This is a genomic window from Pedobacter sp. WC2423 (genome assembly GCF_040822065.1).
Classification (GTDB): Bacteria; Bacteroidota; Bacteroidia; order Sphingobacteriales; family Sphingobacteriaceae; genus Pedobacter.
The window spans coordinates 2,865,274-2,881,482 of sequence record NZ_CP162005.1; the positions used below are offsets into that span (position 1 = coordinate 2,865,274).

The 16,209-nt window shown below is 42.8% G+C and carries 7 protein-coding genes; all 7 read right to left on the reverse strand.

Translation table 11 applies throughout. From position 1 onward, the window contains the following. Positions 1-3 precede the first annotated feature (3 nt). The 7 genes from AB3G38_RS11620 to AB3G38_RS11650 are packed head-to-tail and all read right to left on the reverse strand — an operon-like array spanning position 4 to position 16,141. Complete coding sequence (locus tag AB3G38_RS11620) at positions 4-1,281, reverse strand: condensation domain-containing protein (protein WP_367868632.1); 1,278 nt, start codon at positions 1,279-1,281, stop codon at positions 4-6. A 16-nt stretch (positions 1,282-1,297) separates the two neighbouring features. Beyond that, the gene (locus AB3G38_RS11625; RefSeq protein WP_367868633.1) at positions 1,298-2,503 is read right to left on the reverse strand and encodes a glycosyltransferase; all 1,206 of its coding nucleotides are present in this window, start codon (positions 2,501-2,503) and stop codon (positions 1,298-1,300) included. Between the two features lie 10 nt (positions 2,504-2,513). Further along, positions 2,514-3,719 carry a glycosyltransferase gene (locus AB3G38_RS11630; RefSeq protein ID WP_367868634.1) on the reverse strand — a complete coding sequence of 402 codons (1,206 nt, stop codon included), beginning with the start codon at positions 3,717-3,719 and terminating at the stop codon, positions 2,514-2,516. A gap of 20 nt (positions 3,720-3,739) precedes the next feature. Further along, positions 3,740-4,501, reverse strand: coding sequence for an alpha/beta fold hydrolase (locus AB3G38_RS11635; protein ID WP_367868635.1), 762 nt, complete (start codon positions 4,499-4,501; stop codon positions 3,740-3,742). Then, positions 4,483-4,737 (reverse strand): phosphopantetheine-binding protein, encoded by a 255-nt coding sequence (locus tag AB3G38_RS11640; protein ID WP_367868636.1) that lies wholly within the window; start codon positions 4,735-4,737, stop codon positions 4,483-4,485. The genes AB3G38_RS11635 and AB3G38_RS11640 overlap by 19 nt, the downstream gene beginning before the upstream one ends. A 41-nt stretch (positions 4,738-4,778) precedes the next feature. Then, positions 4,779-9,086 carry a beta-ketoacyl synthase N-terminal-like domain-containing protein gene (locus AB3G38_RS11645; RefSeq protein WP_367868637.1) on the reverse strand — a complete coding sequence of 1,436 codons (4,308 nt, stop codon included), beginning with the start codon at positions 9,084-9,086 and terminating at the stop codon, positions 4,779-4,781. A 26-nt stretch (positions 9,087-9,112) separates the two neighbouring features. Then, positions 9,113-16,141: an SDR family NAD(P)-dependent oxidoreductase gene (locus AB3G38_RS11650; RefSeq protein ID WP_367868638.1), complete on the reverse strand. Its 7,029-nt coding sequence runs from the start codon at positions 16,139-16,141 to the stop codon at positions 9,113-9,115. Between the last annotated feature and the right edge of the window lie 68 nt (positions 16,142-16,209).

The window sequence follows — 16,209 nt, forward strand, 5'->3', positions numbered from 1 at the left end:
TTGTTATGCTGGTTGAAGTTGTGTTTGTAATTGTTCTTTAAGGATCGACATGATCCTGGTTTGTATAGACTGACCTTCTGTATAGGGAATATATCCTTCGCTGGCAACGAAGCAAAAGTCCATTTGCCCGCGACAGGTAGAGGTTAACAGTGACGTTGTATTACCCAGAGGACCGATTGCAGCAGGTGCGTACATGGTTTCTATTTCAAATGTTTTATACTGATAAGGTATAGTTATCCTGCCCAGATTAGAGAACATACAATCGTTACTTGATTTACTGTGTTTTAAAAAGCGAATGAATTTATGAAGTACAGGATGTGCTTTTTCCAGTACCATCAGCATCAGGTATGGATCAAGTTTTTTGAGCTTTTGCTTAATATCCTGATGTATAGCCCTGAGATTGCTCATAAAATCAAGCTCCGGATAAGAGCTGACAACGAACATAGAGCCAAAAGCAAAAATATTGTCCTTTTTGATATGTTGATTAATACTACGCAGATCAACCGGGCAGGAAATCTTATTATGTGATTTTTCTTTTCTTACCTCTTTAAAAGCTTGTAACACCACTGCACATAAAAGCGTATTGACCGTTACTTCAGCGCGTTTACAGAAACCGGAAAGTTCTGAGGTCATCTCTTCATCAATTTTCCAGTGAATCAAATAATCCTTTTTTCTTTCTACAGCTTTTCTTCCCACCCGCATCAGCCTTAAAGCTAATACGACAATATTACCGATCAGGTTCACTTTTATCTTTTTCTTTCTGCTTTCCAGAATCTCAGCAGGGACAATGTCTGCAAGTCCTTTAATGGGGGTTTCCTGACCAATATCAGCATCTCCATTGTCAATTAATTCGAATATTGAAGTCAGCATAGTCAGTATGGACCTGCCATCAATCAAACAGTGGTGAAAGACCATGAGCAGCTCAGAAACTCCATCTCCTTTTAACCATGAGATACGTAACATCGGTTCCAGTTCTGTTTTAAACGGAGTTTGCCATTGCCTGACTGTCTCCGCTTCCCAGTCATGATCACTGTGCCTGGGAAGGATTTCTACCGGAATTTTAACTGGCCGTTCATTAGCTGTAGCAAAGTACGGGCGGTTATTCTTATCATAGGTAATCACTGCATTCAATAAAGGATGTTTCTGTTGCAGTCTTAACAAGGCATGATGCAGGCCCGCAACAGAAAATTCTCCGCGGATTTTAACTGGGACCACTCCATTAAAAGGAGTTTTTCCATCACCAAGCATTAATCTTTCCCCAAAAAGCAGCTTTCTTTTCATGTCGGGTTCATCAGTGTTAATTATTCTTTTCGACCAATTGTGCTGCTTCAGCGAAATCTTCCAGCAGCTGCACTGCTTTGTCATTCCCTCCTGAAGCAATAAATGTTTCTTTTATTTTTAAAGCTGCGTTCCGGTATTGTGGATTCTCCAGCAATTCGAAAACAGCGCTTTGCAAATCAGCAATTTTTAATCTCTTGTAACGGATACTAATTCCGCAGCCTGCATTTACAATCAGTTTAGCCGTATGAAAATGATCATAGGCAATAGGGGTGATCAGCATAGGCAGTCCATTGGTGAAAGTATCATTGACAGTATTGAAACCACCATGACAGATCACCGCATCCATATGCGGCATCAATTCTGTTTGCGGTACAAAGCTGCTGACAATAAAGTTGTCAGGCCATACCTCAAAGATATCCGGATTCGTAGCTGCGATGATGGTAACTGGCTGATCTGCAAAAGCATCAATCAGTTTCTGAAAAAATGCAGCTCTGATATCTACTAATAAAGTTCCTAAGGAAACGAATACCTTAGGTGTTTTTGCAGCTGCAAGTTTTTCCCAGTCAAAAGCAGCATGATTTGGCCTGCCTTTTACCGGGCCGACAAATTTCATATGCGGCGGGGTCTCTGTAAATCCGGCAAATACCTGAGAGGTAAAAACGAGATTGAGTTTATGAGAATGAATAAAAATATCATCTCCATAGATCCCGAGTTCTTCTTGTAAGCCTTTGATCAGCTGTTGTTGCCATTCAAATATTTTAGGGGCACTGGTTTGCGTATCCCCGATCACATCTGGTGGCACTGGCGTAGTGGTCACTGATGGAATGCCTTTAAGATGAGCACATAAAGCTCCTGCAAAAGTAATACAGTCATTGACAATCACATCTGGTTTCCACTGGTCCACAAAGTTTCCCAGGCCTTTCATCATCATCCTTGCAAATGGAACATAAGTTTCTTCCAGTGCCAGTTTCATGACCTCCGGGCCAGAACAAGCAGGGCCATCATCCTGACGCTTTAATATCCGGTCAATTTCTTCCTGATGTTCACTCAGGTCTGCTTCAGGATAAATAAATTCTCCGCCTTCAGGGATATGCTTTGCAGCAAGCGGTGTAATTCCTATCCATTTCACTTGATGCCCGCGGGCAATTAAACTGGACCCGATGCTAAGGGTTGGGCTGATATGGCCAAAAAAAGGGGGTACGACAAATAAAAATTTAGACATAATTCCTGTTTTAATTATTGAATAAAAACAAAGGTTCGTTGACACTAAACTGCTCGAGTAAAGTAGCGGCAGCTTCAGTACCACCAGCAGCTATAAATGAGGCTCTAATTTCTTCTGCAGCAGTTTTGAATGCGGCATTCTGCAATATTTGCTGAACAGCTTCCTGAAGGTGCCTGGCTTTGAAACGGTTAAAATTCAAACGTAAACCAGCACCCACACGCACGACTCTGCCTGCTACATGTGACTGGTCGTAGGCAATTGGAATAACGACCATCGGTAAACCATTCATCAGCGTTTCACAGACCGTATTGTGCCCGCCGTGGCAAACTACAGCATCCAGATGTGGTAATAATTCCAGTTGCGGAACCATCCGCTGTACGATAAAATTCTCAGGCCAGAAGTCAAAAAGTGAAGGATCAGAAACGACCACTACAGTCACATCTTCGTTTTCAAAAGCTTCGATGACCTTTGTGAAAAAATTCTTTTTATGCTCATGGTCAAAAGTGGTTCCGATACTGACCAATATTTTAGGCCTGTTATTTTTCTGCAATAAGTCCCAATCAAAAAAGGCATGGACTGGTTTGCGGTTGATGACCGGCCCGACAAAATGATAAGAGGCTGGCAATTCCAGTTCCCCAAAAAATTCCCTGGAAGTTAAAACCATCGTCAGAATATCTGAACAGGCTATAGAAGCAGGTCTGTCAATGCCCAGTTCTTTTTGCAAAGCCACGATCTGGTTCACTTCCCATTCATGGACTTTAGGCAGCTCGTCCATGATCTTAATCGCAGCGGGCGCAGTAACTGAGGTTGCATAAGGGATTTTTTGGTTCACTGCTGCAATAGCACCAGCAAACATCTGGTGATCCGTAATCACCAGGTCTGGTTTATATTTTTCCAGCAAACTCACTATACCTTCATAGCTATGGCGGTTTAGCGGTATTAAGACTTCTTCGTATAAAAATTTGATACTATCAATTCCATAAACAATCTTTTTGGTGATGATATCCAGATACTGTTCACTATCCTGTTTCTGCTGGTCGCTTTCTTCATACTGAATCAGTAATAACTCCCCTCCTTCAGGTAATTTAACAGCCAGGTCAGGATCCAGTGTAATCCAGCCAACCTGATGTCCGCGTTGCAGTAAAACAGCTCCCATACTCAAAGTGGGATTAATATGGCCAGTTAGCGGAGGAACAATAAATACAAATTTTGCCATAGCGCGTGTATAAAGTTGAATTAGTTTATAAAAAACCCGGCTACAATGTTTGCCACCATTTCTGGTTTCTGAATCGGGATATTATGATCACCGTCGAGCGGGATCAGATCGGAGTTGCTGATCAGTTTATTCAGTTGTTTTCCTGCCTGCAAACAATCAGAGGCTGCCCCATAGAGTAAAAGTGTATCCTTTTCCAGTGCATTGATTTCTGGTGTACTGAAAAATCCGCTTTCCAGAATCATATCTTCTTTGATACTGGTTTGATAAAACAGATATTCATACATCTGGTGGTTACGCTCCATTTGTCTTTTACCCATTTTTACCTTCGTGGTATCTGTAAAATTCGCTACATAGTGCTCCAGGAATTCTCTGCTGTAGTCATCAATAATGCCGCGGGTTTTTTCATCATTCGGATCGGGCGCTTCGATAACCACCAGCTTCCCCAATCTCTCCGGGAAACGCATCGCCATTTTCAAAGCAATCAGACCACCGAAACTATAACCTGCCAGATGCACTTTTTCGAGTTTCAATACGTCCATCAGCGCACAAAGATCGTCAGTCATGCTGTTCAAGTCATAACCTTCCAGCACACGTTCACTCATTCCATGGCTTTTCAGATCGTACATGACCACATGGAAATGTTCTGCCAGTACCGGGGCGATATTAAAATAATAAACAGAAAGATTACTGAACATGCCATGAATTAAAAGAACAGTCTCAGCCGCCCCTTTATTCAATTCCTGGATATGCACTTCTCTTTGATTTACCTGGATGACTGGCATTCGTGTATATAATTAATGATCATTTCCAGGTTCAGGTTAATGAGCTGATCCAGATCCATTGCAGATAACCATCCTGTAAAATCAATCTGTTCACCAAAGTGTGTTTTTATCTTTTCAGAGAAGGATACAATTTCTATACTGTCCATTTCCAGGTCTTTGGTAAAAGAACTTTGCGGTGTAATGTCCATTTCTTCTACAAATTCTTCCCCGATAACTTCTGTGATGAATTGCTTCATCAAGTCAAAGATTTCGTTGTTATTTAATTGCCGATTCGTTGTTATTGCGTCCATCCGATTATATAGTTATGATGTTTAATGGTTTTTATAATGATGTCTTTGATACGTAATTCTTCGCCTGTGATCTCTTCTATAACATAGGCCTTTGGGTTCCCTTGCAAGCCTTTGCCCAGGTACTTGCCATAGGCTTCTTTGGCTGTCCAGAAACGGGTTGCCCATTCTGCTTTGTCCCGCCCCTGGAGCAAGGCCATTTCTGTTTCAGTAAATGCAAGCTCAAAAAATCCTGCACTGCGTTCTTCAATAGTTTCAATATCAATACCTACAGGTCTGTTCAGCCGCGCAACCCCCACGGCATCAGTCCCTTTATGTGCTAAAGAAACATGGATACCAGCAGTTTGACCTCCGTGAGGGTAAGGTCTTTGCAGCTCGTCCGATTTAATTTCAAACGTGATCGGATAACAGGCATGTTGTTTCTCTTTATTGAGCAGATTCCTGACGGCATCTTTCACAGCCACCCGGCTGATCATCCAGGTTTTCCTTTTGTTAGGCAGCAGGGAGTTGTGATACTTTTTCTCGTCCTGATTGAAATAACGTTTCAGAATGAAATCCCAGGAAACTACTCTTGAATAAGCATTGTGAAACATAAAAATGCCAGGTGCGATTTCTTTGGATAAACGGTTGTGCAGGGGCGACATAGATACGCTCCATAAAGCATCATCTATTTCCAGTCTCCTGTTCTGCCAGCCAGAGATTATTGCCCATACCTGGTTATCACGTTTCATGATAAAATTACCCGTTGCAAATTCTTCATTCAGATCAGTCAGCACGCAGGTACATTCAAATTCACCCTGCTGATCCTGCATATTTCCAAAAAACTCAATCTCCTGTATTTTCACAGGAAAGGCAATCCGGTCTTTGGTCAGGATCAGTTGCAGCCATAAGCCGAAGAGCTGACCTGCATTATCCAGCAGAGAACCTTTTCCGGCACCACTTTCAATAATACCGGTAATTCCTTTTTCACCGACTGCTTTTAAAGATTTAATGCCCTGGTAACCCGGCCCGTGAAACATATGATTTTCATAGATCTGTTCCGCAGTTCGCTGGATGTCTAGGATTTTACCTATATCAAAAGATTGAGGTGCAGGTATACCCAGTTTTTTTGCCAGCACAACTTCAGCATTCGCAAAACGCTCTAAGTTGAGGTATACCTTCTGCTGATCTTTCCATTCACCGGTAATGGTTTCGCGGAAAGGTTTGATCACATTCATCCATTGAAAAACTTTAATGTTCAATATTTGATGAACCTGTTCTCCTGGAGATTGTTCTGCGGCTATTTCTCCGAATAATTCAAAGATCATCGTCATCGGAATAACCGGGTCCATATCAGCTACACAATGCCAGCCTTCAGGCTGTCTGAGTAAAGCATGGTCTTTCAGATAAGGACAGTTCTCCAGTGTGATGTCCAGTTGTTTAGTAAAAGGTACTCTTTTTAAAGGTGTGGCTGCTACCTGAGGTGCCTGTGGCGTAAACACTTCAGGTACAGCTACTGCAGGTGCTGCTGTCCGGTTCACCTGATTTGCAGGTTGCAAGATCCTGTTTTTGAACAGCTGCTGTATTTCGGCCTGTATATTTGCCATTTCCAGTACATTTTCATTGAATGCTTTCATCACCGGATCAGCTACATCTTCCAATAGCCCTTTGGCGTATACCGCAGGATTTGGCGTGCTGTAAACTGGTGATGCTCCTGCTGTTAGTCCTTTCAGGCTATTCAGACCGGTAATTATTGGTAAACCCAATTCTAATTTGATCCCCTTACCTTTTAAGACAGGGCTGGATTTAATTTGTCCCAGAAAGTTCAGCCCGGCCTCTTTACCTTCTACAAAAAGTGCTGCAATAACGCGTTGCAGCTGAGTAATTCCTGATCTGACAGGTACATTGGAAGAGATGGTACTGAAGTTTTTTCCTTTCAGGGTATCATCAATGAAACCCACTAATCCACCCGATCCGATTTGTATAAACACCCTTGCGCCCTGTTCATAAAGTTTCTCTGTCAATTCCCGGAAACGCACCGGCTTAATCAGGTGTTCTGCACTCAATTGACGAATGGCTTCAAAGCCTTCCGGATAAAGCTCCAGCGTAGTGGCCGACCATAATGGGGTTGTTGTTTTACGGAATTGCATATCTTTCATCCCTTCCAGTATCACCTCCAGTTTATCTGCAATAAACGGAGAATGAAAACCAGACTGGAACGGTAAAATCTGATGAAAAATCTGCTTTGCTTTTAATATGGGGGTCAGCTCTTCTAAAGCATTTTTACTGCCGCATAAAATAACCTGCTGCGGGCAATTGTCATTCGAAAGATAAACGTCATTGATATTGGCGATGATCGGTAAAAGCTGTTCTATTCCGCAGCCCACAGCGATAAATCTCGAATCTTTTAATTCAAAAGTTTCCGGGTTCAACACCTTCAGCAATTGTGAAACTGAACTTTCTTCAGCCAGTTCTGATGATCTTGCTGCCAGCCACTCTCCTAAGCTGTGTCCGGCATTCATATCAGGCTGTATACCCAATTGTTTGAGGGCGATGTCAAGTACACTGCTTTTATTCAGTGTTTTTAAGGCATCGCTTAGTAAACCCTCCGCTTTAGCATGCTGGGCTTCTGCGATATTGAAATAATCAGTTACGCTGGCTACCTCGCCACCTGCCAGGCCATCCAGACCAGGAAAAACAAATGCTATTTTACCACCATTACTGATTAATGGTTCATTGGTATACCAGATATCTTGTTTATTACGCCATGGGTTATTTTTTGCAGCAATCTTAATTGCCTTTTTGATTCTTTCGGGAGTTGGATCAAATACTGCAATCCGGTAATTTCCAGTGCCGGCGCTATACTCATTATTTTCCAGGGCATTGATCAATTCCTCGTGCGTTGGACGTGCCAGCAGCAAAACTTTGTCTTTTTTAGGGGCCTTAAATCCTTCCAAAACCACATGGGCGTTAATTCCTCCAAATCCGAAGGCATTGACACCTGCAATTTTAGGCAGTCCGGATTTCTCCCAGCTCAACGGCTCCTGAACTGCTGAAAATTGTGTTTGTGCGAGTTGTGCCAATGGATTTTCACAATGCAGTGTCGGGGGCAGCACATCATGGTATAAGGCTAAACAGGTTTTGATTAACCCGGCAATTCCTGCTGCAGGCATGGCGTGGCCGATATTAGATTTTACAGTCCCGATGCCTGCTTTTGGTAATTCAGCATTGTAGCCAAAAAACCGGGTGAGGGTTTCCAGTTCTGTTTTATCTCCTAAAGGCGTACCTGTACCATGTGCTTCGAGGTAACCGATATTTTTGGCTGACAAGCCTGAATTCTCCCAGGCTTGTGTGATTGCGCTGAGCTGACCTTTTACCGAAGGACTCATGACACTGGTACCGCTTCCGTCACTGCTGACCCCTGCCCCTTTAAGCACGGCGTAAATCCGGTCTTTATCCTGAACAGCATCTTCTAACCGCTTTAAAACTACAAATCCGCAACCTTCACCGATAATTAAACCATCAGCACTGGTATCAAAAGGTTTGATTTTTTCTTGTCTGGAGAGTGCACCTAAATTGGAAAATATGCTCCAGAAAGCTGCATTCTGCCCTACATGTACCCCGCCTGCAATCACCATATTACAGCGTCCGCTGTTCAATTCCTGAATTGCATGGTCTATGGCAATCAAGGAACTTGCGCATGCCGCATCCAGTGTAAAGGCGACACCTCCCAGATTTAAACGGTTAGCCACGAGTGAGGCGACCAGATTTGGAATTAATCCCATGGCTGTATCCGGGCCGAAACGACCTTTACGTGCATGGAATTCATGTTTTACTTTTTCTATGTCTTCAGTTCCCAGTTGTGGCAGTAAATCTTTCAGTACCGCAGCAATTTGTTCACCAGTTCTTACAATTTCAATAGCCCTTGTTGCACCTGGGCCTGCATAGTTCCCTTTTCCAATGATAATACCGGTCTTTGCTAAAGAGGTGTTTTTTTCAAATACACCTGCATCTTCTAAAGCCCTGTAAACCAAATCCAGCGTCAGTAAATGATCAGGCTCTGTGCCATTCACGGCTACAGGAAGAATACCAAAACGCTGTGGATCAAAGTTGTATTCAGGTATAAATCCACCCCTGTTGCAATAAAAACGGTCAACTCCGGTAGAATCTTTATCGAAGTGCACCGGATCAATACGATCCGGTGGCACAACTTGAGTAGAATCAACTTTACTAATAATATTTTTCCAGAAGGTATCCAGATCTCCCGCTCCGGGGAAAATACAGGACATTCCAATCACAGCTACATCCGTTTTCTTCATCAGGTATATTGTTTAAAACAGATCAGCTACCAGTTATTTCCAGCCATAATCAGTACCTGGCTTTCTTTTCCATATTTGAGTTCATTTAAGAAAGTTTCCATACCGTCTTGTAATGGAATGAGCGCAATGCCTCTTCTTTCGTATTCTTTTTCCAGTGTCGGAGAAACCATACCGGCTCCTTTCCATGGCCCCCAGTTGATAGCCAGTACCTTCCCGTTGATTTTCTGTTTCAAAGCCCAGGCATATTTATCCATTACACTGTTGGCTGCTGCGTAATCTGTTTGTCCGCGGTTCCCATAAACAGAAGCAATACTTGAAAAGAGGATCACAAACTGAGTTTCGGCTTTTAGTTTTTCTGCAAGTACTCTTAAAGGGGTAACTTTGGTATCAAATACGCGTTCAAAAGATTCTGAGGTTTTACTGTGAAACAGTTTATCTTCTAATAAACCTGCTCCATGTACTACACCATCAATGCGGCCATATTCTTTGTAAACGCTGTCAACGAAGCGGCTCAGGCCTTCTTCATCACGCAGATCCATGGATTGATAAACTACTTTAGAACCTCCGCTTTCGAGCATAGCAATGCTATGCAGAATTTGATTGTTTTTATAAATCCTGGCTGTTTCCTGCTCTATTTCAGCTGGCTTTTTAAGTTCACCCTGTTGCACCAGGAAGTTCCTGATTTCATCTTTTGTTTTTAAGGAGGCTGCTATGCCCTGAACGGCTGATTTTGGATCAGCTGAACGGCCAACCAGGATATAGTTACAAGGGTAGTCTTTAGCAAAATGAATCATCAGCTCCGCTGTAATTCCCTGAGCACCTCCCAGTACCAGCACAACCGCATCTTTATCCAGCTGGATATGAGAATCTTCAAGTCCGGTAACCAATTCTGCTGGAACCAGTTCCATGATCTGTCTTTTTTGATCGTGGTAAATAATTTCCGATGGTTTATCAGGATTTAAGATTTCATTCAATGTGATGTTAGCGATGTCTTCACCCGACATTTTCGTTTCCAGGCTCACAATTCTGCACTTGGTATTTTCATATTCTCTGTCCAGACTTTTGAAGAATCCGGAATAGCCCTGGTAAAGTCTCAGCATTTCTACATCAGCACTGTCATTCAGGTGACTTCTGATATCAGAAATCATATATACCCATTTCACCTTTTCAAAATTCAGTTGTTTGATCATGGCAAAATGATCTATGATGCTTGATTTCTTTGCTGTGGTAAACATATTCAGGATAATTAAACCCTGATAGCTTTCCAAATCATCACCTGCTGATATCACATCTACTAAAGCACCGCTTTTTTTGAACAGATTTTTGATCTTGACAGCCTGTCCGTTACCGTCATCAGTGATGGCAAAACGTTGTCCTTTAAGGATAGCCGCTTCAATATCAGATACTGCTGCCGGGGTCAGTTCAAAACGTAATCTGGATAATTTTTCAAGACTTGAATTATCTACTACGGTTTCTTCTATGATTTTTTTTGCTTCTGTAAGTACTTCATTGGTTTCTGACTCAATTTCCAGGATCCAGTTCACCAGCCCGTTCAGTGTTTTAATGGCTGCCAGTTTCTCCATGATATCATCGCCCTGCTCCTGTCCCTGGCTAAAGCCAATTTTCAGTTTCAGTTCACCGATGATCTCCATTCTTTTGATAGAATCAATACTTAAATCGGCTTCCAGATCCAGATCCATCCCCAGCATTTCTTCCGGGTAACCTGTTTTCTCACTCACTACAGACAGGATGGCCGCTCTCAGCTCTTCTGCTGAAAATTTAGGCTGATTCTCTTTAACGGTTAATTCGATATTGATAGTTGCGGATACGTGAGTACCCGATGGTACTGCATTTTCAGTAATCCAGTTCACCAGCCCGTTTAAGGTCTTAATTCCGGCCAGCTGCTCCATGATCGTATCTTCACTCTGAGTTCCGCTAAAGCCTCCTAATTCGGTACGAAGGGCACCTATAATTTCCAGGCGTTTAATAGAGTCAATACTCAGATCTGCTTCCAGATCCATTTCCATACCCAGCATTTCTTGCGGATAGCCTGTTTTATCACTTACAATCTGTAATAAGGCAAGTTTAACATCTTTTTGTTCTGCTGGCTGAACTGCTGCTGCTTGTGGTTGTACAATGGCTTGCGGTACTGCGGCTTCAAAATGAGCTGCTGGTTGTGCGAAAGCAGGCTGCGGTAAAGCTACAGGATTAGACAGTCCCTGATTAAAAGGAACATTTTGCCCTAAAAAGGTAAGCATTACATCACGCTGTGCCTGAATTAATAATTTCATACTGTTCAGATATTCCTGCATCATCAAATCACCGGCAGAGTGAGCGTTTTGTGAAGGTTCTGATCTTAATTCTCTGTTTTTCATCTGGATAGGTTGTATGATAGGTAACGCCCCGTTAGCTGGCAATTTCCCGTTAGAAGGAATTGCATGCTGGCCGTTAACGAACCAGACTGTAGGGCTTTTTTTATACAATGCCGGTTCATGGAGATTTAATAATCTCGCGCCCCGGCCTTCAAATAATTTTTCGATGTGGATGGTACGTCCGGTGGAGAGGTAAGTGGCCAGCATGCTTAAAAGGTGGGTCAGTTTATTCAATCCGTTATCTTCTGCATGCATCAGGATTTCGTCTTTACCCAGGCAGGCTTTAGTTAATCCGGACAATACTTTACCCGGGCCTACTTCGATGAATATTCTGGCTCCGGCAGCATACATTTCCTGTACCTGATCTACAAATTTAACCGGTTTGATCAGGTGATCAGTCAATCTTTCTTTAATCTGTGCGGCCTGCTCAGGATATTCTCTCGCGGTCGTATTTGACCATACGGGTAAATTCAAATCATTGAACTGAACATCTGCTAATACCTGCTGATAAAGTTCTTTTGATTTCACAACCAGCGGGCTGTGGAATGCACAGGCAACTTCTAATGCTCTGAATGATATTTTAGCTGCTTTAAGGACTTCCATCAGCTGCTGAATGGCAGGTGTGGTTCCTGCAAGCACACATTGCAGTGGTGAGTTATAATTCACTGCATAGATATCAGTTAAACCTGAAATGATTTTTTGCAGCTCTTCTTGTTTGGCATTGACTGCAATCATGGCGCCTGTATCTTCACCTTCAACAGCATCCAGAATAGATTTTGCTCTTGCCGAACTCAACTGTACCAATTGATCTTCAGCAAATGCACCAGCAAAACATAGTGCCGGCAACTCTCCGTAACTATGTCCGGCAACCATATCAGGTACAATACCCAATTCTCTCAGGAAATTAGCGATAGCCAGATTGACAATTCCCAATATAGGCTGTGCCATACGGGTGTCTTTGATGGCTTCTTTTTGTCCTTTGAGCAAAGCTGCATCAAATACTGCATTTGGAAAAAGGACTTTCTCATATTCAGGCAAGTCTTTTAATAAATCACGCATCGCCGGGAAGATGACAAAAAGATCTCTTGCCATATTAATCCGCTGACTACCTTGTCCGGGAAACATAAATGCTACTTTTCCATCTCTTTTTTTGGTGGCATAAGTGTCTTTACTTTCAATACCGGAAAGGGTAAGTTCTACCTTCATATTCAGGTCTTCAGGCCGGTCTGCAACAATACACAGTTGTATGGGTTTGCTATCGGCCATAGCCAGACTGTAGGCGATATCTTTTAAATCAACCTGTGCATTACTGTCTAACAATGTTTTGACTGCTGTTAATTTAGTTTTTGCTTCTTCGTAAGTGTCACCTCTGAAAACAAAAAGTTCCGATGGCCATGTTTTCAAGGTCGGCACCGTAGTACTTACAGGGTTTTTATTCTCAATTACGGCATGGAAATTAGTTCCTCCAAAGCCAAATGCACTCACCCCTGCATAACGTTTTTCTTCAGACCACAATCCTGCTTCAGTATGGAAAGCAAAAGGACTGGTTTTTGCATTATAATAGCTGTTCGGGTTTTTCAGATTGATGGTAGGCGGCTTAATTCCATGATAAACGGACAGGGATGCTTTAATCAAACCTGCAAGTCCGGCAGCACATTTAGTGTGCCCGATCTGAGTTTTCACAGATCCCAGGTGTGCCTGACCGGTGACTGCGCCAGATTGAATAAACTTATCTGTCAATGCACTTAATTCGGTGCGGTCACCCACTACAGTCCCTGTTCCATGGGCTTCAACCAATCCAACTACCGAAGGCGTAATTCCTGCCTGATCATAGGCACGTTCCAGGGCTTGCACCTGCCCGTTTTTACGCGGTGCAGTCAAGCCTAAACTTTTACCGTCACTTGAACCACCAACACCTTTGATCACTGAATAAATCCGGTCTCCATCTCTCAAAGCATCTTCATGTCTTTTTAAAACCACCATGGCTATACCTTCACCCAATGCAATTCCGTCTGCTTCAGCATCAAAAGTAGCGCACCTGCCTTTACGGGATAGTGCGTGTGTGCTTGAAAACATCAGGTAATCATTGATCCCATTGTGTAAATCGGCTCCGCCTGCCAGCACCATATCAGATTTGCCTAAAAATAATTCCTGGCAAGCCAGATCAACTGCTGCCAGAGAGGATGCACAGGCTGCGTCTACGGTAAAGTTACGGCCACCCAGGTTTAACCTGTTGGCCACTCTTCCTGAAATCACGTTAGCCAGAATACCCGGGAAGGAATCTTCTGTCATTTTAGGCAAAGCCTGATCGATTTCGGCCGGCATATCTCCGAATACCTGTTTATAGAAACATCTGAATCCGTAGCTGTTTGCCAGATCGTTACCACCTTCGGCACCAATAATTACAGATACATTTTCCTGGTCATAACCGCCATCCAGGTAACCTGCATTTTCCATAGCTTGTTTGGCAACCATCAGGGTCAGCAACTGGGTAGGCTCTATCGCTGCCAGTGATTGTGGCGGAATACCAAATTCAACCGGGTCGAAATCTATTTTAGGGATAAAGCCACCCCACTTAGAGTGTGACATATCGCCTGCTGCAGATTCCGGATCATAATATAATTCTTTGTTCCAGCGTTCGTCCGGAACTTCGGTTACGCTGTCTTTCCCTAAAATAATATTGCTCCAGTACTCTTCCAGATCTTTTGCTCCGGGGAAAATACAAGCCATCCCTACAATTGCAACGTCTAAAGATTTACCTGTTTTTTCTGGCGGAACAGCAAGTGCCGCATTCAACACATGCTGGTAGTTACCTTCTGCTACATCCTGATGCAGTTCCAGCAATGAAACTACTTTATTTTGCAGCGCAGCAATCTGACCAATCATATACATACCCAGGGTAAGCTGCTCAGCTTCATTGATCGTAACCAGCGCATCACCTCTGCGTTCTATTCCTTTGGCTGCAATTCGTAAACGCCCTACATTCAGCGTTTCCAGTTTTGCCCATATTTCTTTTTTATCTATGCCTGATTGCTGAAGTTTGACTTTTTCTTCACTAAAGAAATCAGAAAATGGAGATTTAAGACATCTTGTTTCATGTCCGGGAGCGGTTTCCAGTAATATAGTGTCACTGGCTTGTACGGCCTGCTGCTGAAATTTATCCTGAATAGCTCCTGTACTTACGGCTTCTTTGGTATATAAATAAGCTGTTCCCATCAATACACCGACTTTTACGCCTCTTGCAGCAAGCGGGGCGGCCATAATCGAGATAAATGCGGTAGAGAAGGCATCATGGATACCTCCGGCAAAGAATACACTGATTTGTTCCGGATTATCTTCTTTCAGTAAACGTTCAATTTGTTTTTCCCAAAGCACCATGCTTGATAGCGGGCCAACGTGGCCTCCGCATTCGCGGCCTTCAAAAACAAATCTCCGGGCACCTTCTTTTAAGAACATATCTAACAGCGATGCGGATGGCACGTGAAGAAATGTTTTGATTCCTGCTTTTTCCAGTGGTTTAGCTTGTGATGGACGACCTCCTGCAATCAGCACTACTGGCGGCTTTTCTTCCAGGATATACTGCATTTGCTCATCACGCAATTCTTGCGGGGCAAAACCAAGAATACCTACCCCCCAGGTCTTATTACCTGCAAGTTTTTTGGTTTCTTTGAGGAGGTTCTTCGCGGTTTCTCCTTTGAGTAAGGATAAAGCGATAAATGATAAAGCACCGGCACCAGATACGGCATCTGCAAATTGTGCAACATCGCTTACCCTGGTCATCGGGCCTTGTGCAATCGGGTAAGTGAGGTTCAGTTCTTTAGCTAAAGGATTCTCCGGGCTGATTACATTCAGTGATTTTGCCTGGTTTAAATGACCATAAATAGCTTCTTTGATACCAAATACCAGTTTGCTTAGTTTTTTATACCTGTTAAAAAGATCTGAAGAAAGAGCAATATCCTGTCCTAAAGGCAGGTAGCTTTTCTCCAGATCGAAGTTATTAAAATAGGTAGTCAATTCTTTTGGGTTGATATCCTGTTCGATAACAGGTGAGTTTGGCCGGGATAATACCCGGTAATCGCCAAATAACCTGGTTTCTGTACCACTTAATTTAGCACAAATATCTTTGATAGCTTTAGGTACGCCGCATTCTGGAAATAAAACCAGCTGACTATCGAGTATAACGCCGGCAGCTCCCTGTGCAATTAAAGCAGCAGCGGTGTGTATACCAACACCACCTTGTACCCAAACAGGAATATCTTTGATTTCTTGTATGATACGTTGAAACAACACGAAGGAGGATTCATGTCCAACTCTTCCTGCTCCCTCATTTCCTTTCACAATAATTCCGTCGGCAGCAGCAATTTTAGCTTGTCTTGCCGAGCTCAAATCATAAACCTGGCGAATAAGCTTCACTCCTGCTTTGCGCTGAAATTCTACGCCATCAGGAATAATAATCAAACTCACTTGTACAGGGAGTTCTATAGTTGTCAAATCAGAAGATGGAATACATACTCCAAAATCTGTAACACCACTTTGCACTAATTTATTCAATGCCTGAATAGCTTCAGGCAACTGATAACCAAGATTGAGTACAGGAAATATTCCTGATTGATTTAAAGCAACTGCAAGTTCGGTATCCGGCTTCTCAAATGGTGTTATTCCGATTATCTTAAGGTTTTCCATATATTATTAGGTAGATAAATATTAAACTTTATAGATATTATTCTATCAAAAATGTCGATTACAAGTTA